This is a genomic window from Prochlorococcus sp. ALOHA_ZT_50 (assembly GCF_022447305.1).
GTDB lineage: Bacteria > Cyanobacteriota > Cyanobacteriia > PCC-6307 > Cyanobiaceae > Prochlorococcus_A.
Genome location: NZ_JAKVCI010000004.1, coordinates 1 through 13,001, shown reverse-complemented (window position 1 = coordinate 13,001; position 13,001 = coordinate 1). Strand labels below are relative to the sequence as shown.

The 13,001-nt window shown below is 36.6% G+C and carries 16 protein-coding genes; all 16 read left to right on the top strand.

Going from position 1 to position 13,001, the window contains the following annotated elements:
- Positions 1-432 (top strand): hypothetical protein (locus tag MK115_RS00775; protein WP_287608221.1); only part of this gene is annotated, 432 nt, incomplete at its 5' end.
- A complete protein-coding gene (locus MK115_RS00770; protein WP_287608219.1) occupies positions 422-1,132 on the top strand; it encodes a hypothetical protein in 711 nt (236 codons plus the stop codon). The genes MK115_RS00775 and MK115_RS00770, both read left to right, overlap by 11 nt.
- The gene (locus MK115_RS00765; protein WP_287608217.1) at positions 1,132-1,485 is read left to right on the top strand and encodes a GPW/gp25 family protein; all 354 of its coding nucleotides are present in this window, start codon (positions 1,132-1,134) and stop codon (positions 1,483-1,485) included. The genes MK115_RS00770 and MK115_RS00765 overlap by 1 nt, the downstream gene beginning before the upstream one ends.
- A complete protein-coding gene (locus MK115_RS00760; protein WP_287608215.1) occupies positions 1,482-2,378 on the top strand; it encodes a hypothetical protein in 897 nt (298 codons plus the stop codon). The genes MK115_RS00765 and MK115_RS00760 overlap by 4 nt, the downstream gene beginning before the upstream one ends.
- The gene (locus MK115_RS00755) at positions 2,379-3,500 is read left to right on the top strand and encodes a phage tail protein (RefSeq protein WP_287608213.1); all 1,122 of its coding nucleotides are present in this window, start codon (positions 2,379-2,381) and stop codon (positions 3,498-3,500) included.
- 76 nt (positions 3,501-3,576) lie between these two features.
- A complete protein-coding gene (locus MK115_RS00750) occupies positions 3,577-4,836 on the top strand; it encodes a DUF4815 domain-containing protein (protein ID WP_287608211.1) in 1,260 nt (419 codons plus the stop codon).
- The gene (locus tag MK115_RS00745) at positions 4,837-6,102 is read left to right on the top strand and encodes a hypothetical protein (RefSeq protein WP_287608209.1); all 1,266 of its coding nucleotides are present in this window, start codon (positions 4,837-4,839) and stop codon (positions 6,100-6,102) included. It begins immediately after the preceding gene.
- Positions 6,103-6,104: 2 nt separating this feature from the next.
- The gene (locus MK115_RS00740) at positions 6,105-6,551 is read left to right on the top strand and encodes a hypothetical protein (RefSeq protein ID WP_287608207.1); all 447 of its coding nucleotides are present in this window, start codon (positions 6,105-6,107) and stop codon (positions 6,549-6,551) included.
- 20 nt (positions 6,552-6,571) lie between these two features.
- Positions 6,572-8,158: a phage tail sheath subtilisin-like domain-containing protein gene (locus MK115_RS00735; RefSeq protein WP_287608206.1), complete on the top strand. Its 1,587-nt coding sequence runs from the start codon at positions 6,572-6,574 to the stop codon at positions 8,156-8,158.
- 18 nt (positions 8,159-8,176) lie between these two features.
- Positions 8,177-8,686 (top strand): hypothetical protein, encoded by a 510-nt coding sequence (locus tag MK115_RS00730; protein ID WP_287608205.1) that lies wholly within the window; start codon positions 8,177-8,179, stop codon positions 8,684-8,686.
- 19 nt (positions 8,687-8,705) lie between these two features.
- Positions 8,706-9,092 (top strand): hypothetical protein, encoded by a 387-nt coding sequence (locus MK115_RS00725; protein WP_287608204.1) that lies wholly within the window; start codon positions 8,706-8,708, stop codon positions 9,090-9,092.
- Positions 9,061-9,375 carry a hypothetical protein gene (locus MK115_RS00720; RefSeq protein ID WP_287608203.1) on the top strand — a complete coding sequence of 105 codons (315 nt, stop codon included), beginning with the start codon at positions 9,061-9,063 and terminating at the stop codon, positions 9,373-9,375. Before MK115_RS00725 ends, MK115_RS00720 begins: the two co-directional genes overlap by 32 nt.
- Positions 9,376-9,394: 19 nt before the next feature.
- Complete coding sequence (locus MK115_RS00715) at positions 9,395-11,035, top strand: phage tail tape measure protein (protein ID WP_287608202.1); 1,641 nt, start codon at positions 9,395-9,397, stop codon at positions 11,033-11,035.
- A complete protein-coding gene (locus MK115_RS00710; RefSeq protein WP_287608200.1) occupies positions 11,032-11,631 on the top strand; it encodes a phage tail protein in 600 nt (199 codons plus the stop codon). Before MK115_RS00715 ends, MK115_RS00710 begins: the two co-directional genes overlap by 4 nt.
- On the top strand, positions 11,632-11,847 hold the full coding sequence (locus MK115_RS00705; RefSeq protein WP_287608199.1) for a tail protein X: 216 nt from the start codon (positions 11,632-11,634) through the stop codon (positions 11,845-11,847). It begins immediately after the preceding gene.
- Positions 11,847-12,872: a phage late control D family protein gene (locus tag MK115_RS00700; protein WP_287608198.1), complete on the top strand. Its 1,026-nt coding sequence runs from the start codon at positions 11,847-11,849 to the stop codon at positions 12,870-12,872. Before MK115_RS00705 ends, MK115_RS00700 begins: the two co-directional genes overlap by 1 nt.
- The last annotated feature ends 129 nt before the right edge of the window (positions 12,873-13,001 follow it).

Below are 13,001 nucleotides of genomic sequence, written 5' to 3'. Positions count from 1 at the left end.
CGAACTCAGATTTATAATGCTTTAATCAATGTTCCATTTAATGCAGCTTGCCCTTATGACAGTGAGGGGAATTTAGTAGAAGCTGGTGAAGGAGAAGTTAATAGTAGTCTTGGAGACGAATTATTAAACCCTGGTGATGCTAATTCTAATACTGACTTTGTAAGATATGCAGGCTTTGAGATACTTAAGGCTGAAAATGGTAGATTGCTTTATATTTGGACTTTTGAAGCTCCTGGATGGATTGATTATGTTGAAGAAACTATTACTTATCCAACAATTACTCAGATACATATGAAGGAAGAGGATAATAACTTACTCGATGTTAAAGTCCCTGAGAATATTAATGGTTACTATGTAGATAACACTAGTTTGATTCAGTACTATGTAGATGATGCTCAAACAAATCCTTTGGAGGTAGAAGATGCAATTTAACGGTGAGCCTGATGATAATCCAGTATTGGAAGCGATTGCTAATTTAAATCAGCTTAATAGTAAGCTTAATTGGGTAGTGCATACCGGGAAAGTAAGTGCCGTTGACTTAGATACTAGTACTGCAAAGGTTATATTAGCTCCAGGTGTTGAAACACCGTTTATTAAATGGATGACTGTAAGATTTTCCACTGGTAAATTGAATTACAACATTAGTGTTGATGATTCAGTTTTAGTTTTATGTCCTAGTGGTAGCCCAGCACAAGGTTATATCTTGCCAATTATTGCAAACGGTATGCCTGATAATGATCAAACTACTAATTTTAGTTTTGGTGACAATGGTTCGATTCAAGTTAATGATGAGAGTTTAAATATTAATGCTGGTACTGATAAGAATTTAAGTATTAACGCTCATGATCACAATATTCAATTCAGAGATGATGAGTTGGTGTTAAATGCTTTTGGGCACACAGTATCTTTAAGAAACAATAGGATTAATATAGAACATACAAATGGTTTTAATGCTCGTGTTAGTAGCACTGAAGCCAGGATTCAAGCGGGTGCCAGTGAGGTGTCGGCGGGGGTTGCAGGCGTAAGCATGAATAGCGGTGGCGGCGGCATTAATATTGACCCTAGTGGTAATGTTGCTGTAACTGGAGTTACTTTCACGTTTAATGGTATACCAGTGAGGGTAGGTGTTTAATGGTTTTAATTAGTAGAGTTACAGGAAGACCGATAGAATATAAAGCTTGGATTGACGAACAGTTAGAGCAGCTTATTAAAACTAATCGTGGAGATTATATTTATGTGAATGAGTATGGTAGCGATATACCTGCTATACCTGGAAGTCCTGATACGGAAGATAAGATTATTCAATTCAGAGCGTTACTTGCAGATGCTATAGGTGACTATATACCGCAAATCAAACTAGTTGCCCTAGAGGTTGGTTTTGATAATACCAATGATAGGCTGGCTGGTAGAATGAAGGTAAGGATTCGTTACGCTATTCGAGCTAATAACGATGAAGTAGCATTATTTGAGAGTGATTTAATATGAGTATACAAATTAGTTCTTTACCTGATCCCGATATTATTGAAGATGTTACTTCTGTAGAAAATTTAAAGGCTCAGCGTATTGAGGATTTTAAAGAGTTAGCGCCTGAGTATGAGATCTACCAAGATGGTGATATTGTTACTAAGAATGTAAATATCAATGCTGTTGCTGAAAATAGGTTTATAACTAAATTAAATGATGCCGTGAAAGCTGTATTGATTGCTACTTCTACAGGTAATGATTTAGATAACGTTGCGGCTAATTATAATATTGCTAGATCAATTGTTACCCCTGCTGATCCTGATGCTATCCCACCAACTGAGGCAGTTTTGGAAACGGATGATGCTTTTAGAAATCGTATTTTATTGACTCAAGCTGGTATTAGGGCGGAGTCAGATAGTTATTTTAGTTCAGTTGCTTTAGATGTTGAGCGTGTAGCTGATGTTTTTGTGCAGAGTACTACAGCAGCGGTTATAGATGTTTATATTTTGGCTACTGATAATGGTGGTGTTGCAGATTCTGCTTTATTGACTGCTGTAAGTGATGCTTTTAGTGCAGAGATAGTTAAGATTGGTGGTGTTCAAGTAAATGTTAATTCTGCAAGTATTGTTACCCAAGATCTTTATATTGATGTATTTTCTTTGCCAGATACACCAGTGGCTACATTTGAAAGTCTTGAAGGAATATTCAATACTGCTTTTGCTAGTGAAATTGGTCTTGCTAGAGATCTTAATTTAGCTTGGATTAACAAAACTCTTTTAATAGATGGTATTTCTGATATTAAGGTTTATACAGATGTTGGTAAAACAATATTATTTAGTGATTTAGTTGCTACTGAAAGTCAAAAAATTAATATAGGTACTTTGAGTTTAACTAATGCAGGTTTTAAATTTTAGATGAGTGTAGATCCTACTTACTTTGAAGATATGGAGCTTTTTGCTAATGAGGGCAATTTTGAAAGCGTCATATTACTTAACGAGGGTGATCCTCAATTTTCACTCGCTGGAACTTCTCAAAGATTTGGTTTAGATTTATTGCTTAATCCAGCTTCTTCTCAGTTAGAGAAAGATATCTTAAAGGTCTTTGACTGGGAAACGATTGATAATGCTTTAGAAACTTTCAGAAGAATACGTTACGATTCGGCAAATAGTAAAATTTTGCCTTACTTATTTATTGAAAAAGGTCTTGGTGCTTTAAGTAAGGTTATAGATCTTGATTACAGTGCGCTAGAAGAAGCTGAGTTGTTTCAGCAAAGAAGAGGTACTGTATGGGCTATAAGAAAGGCTCTTGAATGGTCAGGTGTAAACCTTGGTAGTATTACCGATAATGATCCTGGCTTTTTTACTATTAATTTGGCTGATACATTTACTGATGCTAATAAGATGCAAGATGTTGTAACTGCTATTGATATTGCAAAAGCTTTTTACACCAAGGTTTTAGCTATTACAAACAATGATTTAGGCTCTGGGATTTTAGTTTATGATGAAACTCGACTTGATGAAAGTTTTTTAGATGACATTTATGGTCAAAATTTCCCAGGGTTAACAGAGGATATAAGAGTGTTTCTTTTAATCAAGTTAGAAGAAACTCACATAGTTGCTTTAGTAGATACTATTGCTACAGTTTTAGCAAGTCGTATTTTATTAAAAGTTGGTTATAGTGATGCACCTACTCTTTATAGAAGAACTAGGAATCAGTTTTATGTAGTTGATGATGTAAGTGGTGATTTGGAAGTTGATGGATTTACTTACTCTCAAAGTCTTACTCCAACCAACAAGCTTTATATTGATTTTGTTATTGATGAGCGTGGGTTGGTTGATAGTCAAGGTGTTGCTTTGGGTAATATGAATAGTTTAAATCTTGTTTATAATACAACTCTTAATACACCTTATGAAGGGAAAGAATTTTTTGAAGTAACAGATATTGCTAGTGAAACACAATTAGTTAACTTAAACACTAGTTCTGTCCCAAGAGCTGGTTATATCGAAAATGAGATTAAATTAGTCATAGAAATCTAAGTTAAAATAGGGGGTAGAAGTTGTTAATTTTCTTTATGTTTCCTTCTGACACAAATTAAATTATCAAAAGTAAATTATGAGTTTAACAGGAAGACTAAGCAGATACGATAAAACTCAGAATTATGTTGGGCATCAATATTTAACTAAAGATGCAACTGGTTCATCTCGTATTGCTCAAAGTTCAGAACAAAATGAGGTTCAAGATTATGCAGATTTTAGAGCTGAGTTATTAGCTTCTGATTTAGTTGCTAATTGTATTCGTAGTGGTGGTTATGATTTCAACAATCCAATTAGTGCAGGACTTGTAACTTTAGTTAATACAGATATTTTTACAGATAAACACGTTTTATATATGGCTGGCGGAACAATTACAATTCCTGCTAGTGAAAGTGTTAGATTGGGTGTTAGATATAACTTAAGTGATATTGATTCTGATGCAGATAGTGGTTTACTTGGTCAGAGCCCTGTAGGTACTCAAGGACAAGGTAAACGTGGAGCTGGAAGATTTAAACTAGATGCTGTATGGGGTTACGATGCTACAGATAGTGGTATGACTCCTAGTGAGTTTAGTTACCGTGGTCTATGGGCTGACGCTACAGTTTATGCTGCTGATGACATTGTTCAAGATTNTACTGGAGCCTATTTTAAAACTGCTGGCGGTGGAACTTCATCGGGGGATGATTCAGGTTTAGCAGGTGGGTCGGATACCGGAGTTGCATGGACGGCTTATGTTGGAACAGATGGTAATACTCCATTTACTTATCAAGACATGGGTGCTTGGGCTTCAGGTACAGTNTATGTCGCTAATGATGTAGTGCAAGACGGTNNAGGNCAATGGTGGAANACTTTAGCNGGNGGNACTNNNGNNGGTNANGATNCGGATTTNGGTNNNNGNTCNGATACTGGNGTNACTTGGTTTAGNTTTTATGCTAANTTNATTCCTTTAGTNTTTTTCNATGATCGTAACTTTATNGGTCAATATCAAATTAAAGGTAATAACCACGCTGCTATAGATTCTAATTATGATCAAATGACTTTATTTGGTGGGTTTATTTACAACCTTGACATGGATGCACCATTTGAAACATTTTTAAATAGTGATGAATTTTTCTTTAATGGCTTTAATTATTTTGGTGCAGAAAACACTATCGGTAATGCAACGACCACAAATAAATTGACTATCACCAGATCAGATGCAGCTTATAGGTTTAATAATTTAGATGACAATGACAAGGAAGTAGACCAAGCTTATCTAACTTTTTTTGTTGAAAAAAATGAAAGTAATAGTAATTTTTTTGAGATAAAGAAAATTGTTGTCAAAGGGAGAAGATATTAAATGGGTGTAAATTCAGTAAGTACTTTTTTAGGTGGTGGCTCAGGTGGGCTCAAAGGGATAGTTAATTTCCCTGTTTGCAAATATCAATTTGAATGGGGTTTGATAGAGTATTCAGTTAATAACTATCCTGTTAGTTTAGATTTACCTAATATAAATAATGTAGCTAGAGACTTTTCGAGTACTGGTAATTTTGTAATTGGTAAAGAATTTTCTTACAATGAAATTAATTGCCGAAATTTCACCATTAATTCAGGACATCAATTAACAGTAGATGGTTTAAATGTCATTAAAGCAGCTCAAAATATTACTATTGGTGGTAACGGAGTTATTGGGGTTAATCGGGGAGAGCGAGGTGTTTTTCTTGATATGCCTTATGATCATGCTAATAATACTTCAGGGTTTAGTGGGACTAAAAAAGTTCCCGTTGGTAAAAGTGGAGGCGGACATGGTTCTGGTGCAACTTTTGGTACTTCCCCAGATGGTTTGCTTATCGAAAGCAGACCTTTACTGGCATCTACTGGTAGTATGAATAAGCTTAGGGAATATCCTTCAACTAGATTTAGCTTAGCAACCGGTAGAGGAGGTAGTGCCTTACAGGGCTTTGGTGGTGGGCAGCCACAGGTAACACCAATACCTTTTGGTGCAGGAGCTTATACTTATAATTTATTTATTAATAGAACTTTTCAAACAGAAGATACCTTTAATTCCTTAGCTCAAACAACTACTGGCGGCGGCGGCGGTGCAGGTGGTTTTTCTTCTAATGGTAATAATATTTCTTCCCCAGCACAAGCGGGATTAGGTGCGTTATCGGGTGGAACGTGTACTGGCGCTATAGTGTTAATTGCTGATTCAATAGAGATAGCTGCAAATATAACAATGACTGGTGGTAATGGGCAAGATGGGGCATTAAATGATGCCGTTGGTGGTGGCGGTGGCGGACACGGCGGGTATGTCTTTTTGTTTGCCAATACTATAAACTTTAATGGTGGCACTATTGATGTATCTGGTGGAAATGGCGGCAGTGGTTCAGACAATAACCCTGTTAGTAATCACTCGGGTGGCGGCGGTGGCGGCGGACACTCTGGGTTGATTTATGCACAGGCATCTACATTTTTAACAAATACAACAACGAAGACTGGTAATGTTGGAACTGGTGGCGCTTCTTTTTTCTCCACAAATGGTACTACCGCTAGCGCTGGTTCAGATGGCGGTTATGTCGAGCCATGGGGTACTCATTATGTACAAGTTGAAGGAAGGCCATTTTAATTATGCGTAGACAAGATTTAGAAGAGCAAGGATATGAATATGTAACTGAGAATGGTTTGGGTGGTTACAAAAACGAAGATGGTGCATGGATTGCTCCACCTGGTTTACCTCAAAGTAATTTAAGTGAAGTAGTTGAACCTGAGAAGCCTGAGACTACATCTATTGAGCCATTAGATTTTTTTAATCAAGAGATTAGTAAAATCGGAAAAACCGATTTAAGTTTAGCTTTAGAGTTGCAGGGTGCAATGGAGACATATCTAGATTTACCTGGGAAGAAAGTAGTTGAGGGAATATTAACTAAAAGAACTAGTGTTAATTATGACCAGCTAGTTTTTCTAGGTAGTTTGATTGATAGAGACAAAAATTCTTTAGAGTTAGATAGCAGAATAGCAGATATGTTTTTAAATATTATTGAAGAGTATAAAACTCGTGTTAAAAATGAAGGTTAAAAAGGTTATAAAATAAAGTTATGGGAAATGCAATTACAACCGAGACTATAGTAACTAGCACAGGGGTGCAGACTACCCCACAAAGTGATTTTAGTGTTATAGGTGTTATTGGTACAGCTGGTAAAGGAGACGTTGGGGTTGTTCAAGGTTTTACTGGTGATGGTACTACTATTTTTGAAGAGTATGGGGAGTATAAAGCAGATAGTGCAACTATCCCTGATGCAGTTGATTTAGTTAGGAAGTCTGGAACATTTACGGCATGTGTAATTAACGTATGTGATCCAGCGGTTCACAATGATACGGTTACTAGCGAATTAGCCGTGTTGAACGGAGCAAATGAAGCTCAGTTGGATAACGGTTATATAAGTGCAGTTACTTTAGACACTGATTTTATAGTCACCAAAACATTTTTAGCAGATGAGACTATAACTTTACCTAGTGGAATTACTAGCGTGGACGCTGTTAAGTCTTCTGATAGTCTTACTACTTATGTAGGTGGTGGAACAGATTATACAGTTGCATCAAATGTTATTACTAGAGAAGGTACTGGCGCTATTGCTGCTGGTGAAACAGTTATCGTTGAATATACAGCCACAGCAGTTTTAAATACAGACTATACAATCAATGCAGATGATGGAATTATTAATAGAGTTTCAACTAGCTTGATTATTGATAGATTAGCTACAATCTCAGTTAATTATACTTTTGTTGATTTTTCTGCTGTGACTCAGACTGATATTGTTAATTCAATTGAAGAATTTAAAAATTCTCAAGCGAAGACTGGTTTTACACCAAGAATCTTTATAGCTCCAGGTTTTGCAGGAATTAAACCTGACACTAACACTCTAGATCCTGTAGTTTCATCTTTATTAACTCAAGCTGAAAACCTTAAAGGAACTATTTACGTAGACGTTGAGGAAACTACTGTAAGTGCAGCTATTAACTATAGAAATGACTTCAATAGTAAGAATGTTAGGTTATTTAATGACAAGCCTGGTTTCACCCCACTAACTGGCTCAGTAACTGTGTTCAGAAGTTTTGCTGCTGTAGCTGCTGGCATGAGGGCAGCAATTGATAATGATGCTTCTTTAGCTCAAGGTTTAACTGGTTCATTTATCCCTGACTGTATAGCTAGTGAGCGTAAGTATGACTTTAACAATAGCGCTACTAGTTCAGTAGGTACTTTAAACTCAAACAATATAACGACTATTGTTAATGATGGTGGTAGCAGATTTAGAGTAATTGGTGAAAACACTACAACGAATGAAGAGTTCTTTACTTTTGAGGGTTCTAAGCGTATCACTGATTTCTTAGAGGTTAGAGCGCAAGAGATCGCAGGCGGTTTTCTTGGTCAGCCATTAACTGGTCAGAATTTAGATGATTTACAGGAAGCTATTTCTGATGATTTAGATAGGTATAAAGGAACTTTATTGAATGGTGCAACTAGAGTAACTTTACCGCCAGAAAGAAATCCTTTAGCTAATTTGAATCAAGGTTTAATTTACGCAAAATTAGAATTTACTCCTGTTGGAACTATTACAAGAGTAACCACAGAGCTTGCATTAACTACGAGGTTTTTAGGTTCAGTATTAGCTGATGCTGTATAAGGAAGGAATTAAAGAGAAATGACATTTAGAAAGCCAACAATTAGCACACGATATAGCGGTTCTTTAAGGGATAACCAGAATAACATTAAGTTTGATGGGACTATATTAACTTTCACTCCTCCTAGTTTTGAAGGTGAAACTGCTGAGTATCCAAGCGGTGGATTAGCTGGTGTTGGTGGTTATCCAACGGGTAGAGAGTCAGGTGTTAAGATCGCAAGCTTTACTTTAGGTGAAGATTCTATCGCTATTCATAATTTCCAACAGAGAGGAAAGAACGGACAGCAACAACAATTAATTATCACCTCTATTGAACTAGATACCAATACAGGAGCTAAGGTTAAGAGAACTAGAACTATGAGAGGTTGGTTAAATATGGCTGCTGGTCAGAATTTAACTCAGGGTGAAATTCAACAACTTAACTGTGAATTTACTTGTTATTTCTATAGAGACCGTAAAGGTGGAGAAGAGTTTGTTTGGGATATTACAGATGATGACGATATCGCTTTATTAGCTCAAAGCAACGTTTAATTAGAAAATGGGGGAATTAATGGGATATAAATACACTTATCAACTAGTAGAACCTTTAGAGGATGGTACTGAGATTGTTAACTACAATGGACTTAAGTCTAAGCATTTAGCTTTAGCTGAAAAGTTTTACAAAGATACTAGTATCACCGATCAAGAAGTTTGTGATAAGTTACTGGTGGAAATTAGCGACTTAGGCTTAAATCAAATTGAGAACCTTAATTTAATCGATGGTCAACACTTCTATAGGGAGGTAATGATTAAACAGATTTTACCCTTTCGTAATGAAAGGCTTTCAGTTGCCATTGAGTTTGCTAAGAGTCAAGGTCTCTATGAAGGAATCCAGGATAAAGTTAAAGAATCCTTGGAAGAACCTGATGAAGAGCTTGAAGCCGATCTTAACGATTAATTTACCTGATTTTGGTTTATTTGTTAGAAGCTTAGTATCTTTCTTTGATAGCTTTACAATTCGCAATCCAGTTATTGAATTAGAGCGTTATGACGATATAGTTAATCCTAATAAGTTTTGTAGGGAATTAATTGAAGTCTGGATTATTCAGTTAAGTAGACATACTCATAATAGTTTTGAAGAGTTGAGGGATATTGAGCTAGATAGACTTTTTGAATACTATGATGATTTTGTATGGATTTTAGAACAGGAAAGAAAGGCAAATAAAAGCAGCTCAGCGTAAGGGTTAAAATTAGTAATAGATGGCAAATGGTCAACAAGCTAAAGTAACATTAACTGCTCAATTAGCGAGTGATTATGTTCAATCGTTTGACAAGGCTATTGCTAGAGCTAAGGAACTTCAAAAGACTATAGGCAAATTAACCGCTGCTCAAAAGGCAATGAGCAGAGCTGCTGATCGTGTTGAAAAAGAAGTTAAAGAGCAGGGCAGAGCAACTGAAAAGACTGCTATTCAAACAACTAAATATGCTCAATCAACTAAAGTAGCTCAAATGAATACAGCTGGTTTAGTAAGTAAAGTGGCTGGGTTAGCTGCTGCTTACTTGAGTGTTCAAGCTGCTATTGGTTTTGTAAGTAATAGTTTACAGTTGGCTGGAGAGTTTAGTACTCAAATTGCGACGGCTGGAGCGGTTAGTAATTCTACTGCTGCTGAGTTGGAAAACCTAACCGATATTGCTAGAGAGATGGGCGCTAGTACCGAGTTTACAGCTACTCAAGCCGCTGAAGCGTTGACGTTTTTAGGTCGTGCTGGAGTTGAGGCTGCTGAGCAAGTTGCCGTTTTACCAAAAGTATTAGATTTAGCTACAGCTTCTGGTATGGACTTAGCTGGAAGTACTGATATTTTACTTAGTACTATGGCTCAATTTAAAAAGCCTTTAACTGAAGCTACTGCGGTCATGGATGTGATGGTTAAGACTGTTAACACTAGTAAGAATGATATGACTCAGTTTGCAGAGGCTATGAAGTTCATGGGTCCAACTGCAAAAGCTTTAGGGATAAGCCTTGAGGAAGCAAGTGCGATTATTGGGATTCTTGGTAACAATGGTCTAAATGGTTCTATAGCTACTAGAGCGCTTGGTACTTCTTTAACTCGTATATTAAAGCCTACCAAGGCTATGCGTGAAGAGATGGCTAAGTACAATCTTGAATTTACTAAAGATGGTGAGATTAAAAACTTTGCTGGTATCATTGATGAGCTTAGTAAAAAATTAGCTAATGCTACAAGTGTTCAGAAGCAAGCTGCTTTAGCTACTATATTTGGTGGTGAAGCTATTCAAGAATTAAATATTTTAATGAGCGCTGGCGCTGGAACAATTGTTAATTACACTGAAGCTTTAGAAAATAGTAGTGGTGCTGCTCAGAGAACTGCTGATCGTATTAGATCGAGCTTAGGTAATCAAATGAAGGAGTTAACCAGTGCTACTGAAGAAGTTAAACTTGCTTTTATAGACGCTTTAGGAGATACTATGCCAGCTTTGATAGATACAGCAACTGAAGCTATGCGAGTATTTGCAAATACTTTAAAAGACCCTGAGGTTCAGATGGCTTTACAGAATATGGTTAGCCTCTTAAGTTCAGTGGTCAGAATAGGTGCTCAATTAACAAACTTAGGGATTCAAGTAGGCGGTGCTATGTTTGGTCAAAATACTCTTGCTGGTATGGGGGGTAGGATGAGTGAGGCTGTAACTTCTACTGTTTTACCTCAAACACCTAGTAGTGGTAATGTAGTTAACATTACTAGTCCCGTAACTGTTAATATCCCTGATAGCGTTGGTGGTGGTATGGGTGCAAGCGCCAGCTCTATAGCAAGCGCTGTTAAATTTGCAATGAATGACAGAAATGATGAGCTAGTATCTCAAGTTAAGAGGAGTACCCAGTTATGAGTATTGGTAATTTACTTTTTACAAATCCTGCTAAAGTTTTCCCTTTAAGACCTGTTTTAGTTTGGGGAGATTATATTTTTAAGTATTCAACTTTTTCACCTAGCCAAATGGACTGGTTAGAAGAGTATCGTTGGGTTCAAATAGATAGAGTTGGAGCTAGACCAATTCATCAAGCTATGGGTGTCGGTCGTCAGACGTTAATTCTTCAAGGAAAGGTTATTCCTTTAATGCCTATTCGTTCAAGTACTTTAGGGGGCGTTCAGTTAGGATTAGGCGCATTAAATACTAATACAGGTATAGTTGGAAGCAAGAGTTTGCAAAAACTTGAATTTAAAGCCCAGAGGCAGGACGTAGAAAAACTTAGAGACGGTAATGGTACGTATTATGGTAGATGGTTCATAGATAGTATCCAGAAGTCACAGAGAGCTATTAGGTCAAACGGAATGGCTGCTGATCAAGATGTTTTAGTTAGAATGGTTCGTTTTGGTGATGATGAATTAACTGACGCTTCAGTCGAGAATTTATTAGATCAATTGTTTGGTGCTGTGGGTGATGTACTTAGGGGTAAGAACCCGTTAAGAGGATTTGGGAGTTAGATGGCGGATGTTGTTTATACGGCTAAAGATGGAGATAGGCTAGACACTATAGCCTTTGCTTACTATGGTTTAGCTGGTTTAGAGTCAAAAATTTTAGAAGCTAATCCTAATTTGCTTAGGAGAAAGGATTGGTTTTTAAGAGCAAATGAAAAAATAGTTTTACCTGTTATTAATGATTCTGAAATAGATAACGGTTTCGTGGATGTATTTAGTTAATGACACAGGGAGTTAAACCACTTATAAATATAACTAGCGGTTCGGTTAATATCGGGGCAAAGATATATGAGGCTGGTATGGCTCCAACATTGCTTATTAGCGATAATATTGGTTTTATAAATGATAGTTTTAATTTAACTGTAAGTAATCAATTACCCGGAAATAACTTTGCCCTACCTGCAAGAGGTGCTGAATTTGAATTTAGCTTAGGTTATAGTGACAAGCAGATAATCCCTTTTGGCAAGTATAAAGTTACTGATTACCAGGTGAGAATTAATGCCTCTGCTGGTCAGACTCTTCAGGTGCAAGGTTTGGGTATTAACTATAGTACTAAAGGTTTAGCGAATGCTCGTCAGCGCACTTGGGTTGATGGAACTACTTTACTTGGTGTAGTTTTTAGCTTGGCTACTAGTGCTGGGCTAGGGTATTCAGTTGACTTGAGTTTGCAGAATATCGATATTGGGCATCAAGTTCAGAATGAGAGTGATCAAGCTTTTCTCAGTAAGCTTGCTAAGCGCTATGATGCTATTTTTAAGGTTAAAAATAATATTGTTTATTTTAAGAAGCGTGAGAACTTTTTAACTAGCGCTACTACTGTAGTCCCTTTAAGAACCATAAAATTCAATGCCAAGGCTGATAGTGACATTATTGATATTGCTTATAATGTAAGTGAATTAGTTAACTACAGTGGGGTTAAAGCTAACTATAAATCTGGTGACGATGTTGCTGAAGTATTAGTAGGTTCTGAAGGTGATAATGTTTTGGTTTTACCTTTGACTTATGATAATGCTTCTATAGCCACAAGCGAAGCTCAGACTAAGTTTAGAAATCTATCTAGAAGCAATGAAAGGTTAATTATTACTACTTTAGGGAATCCTAATTTACAAAGTGGTCAAAGGATAAGAGTAGAAGGTTATCGCAGGGAAGTTGTTGATAGAAGTTGGTACGTAATTCGAGCGGATCATAGTATTGATAACAGCGGTTATTTCACGCAGTTACAATGTGATGCAACGATAGGGGAGTAGAATAAAGATATGAATACAAGCAATCCAAATATAAGAAGGTATGCAGGTGATTTACCTCAGTTATTAGCTTATGATTCTGCAAATGATGAATTAATGGTTATTGATAAAAGCGCTAAGCAGGTCAAAAGA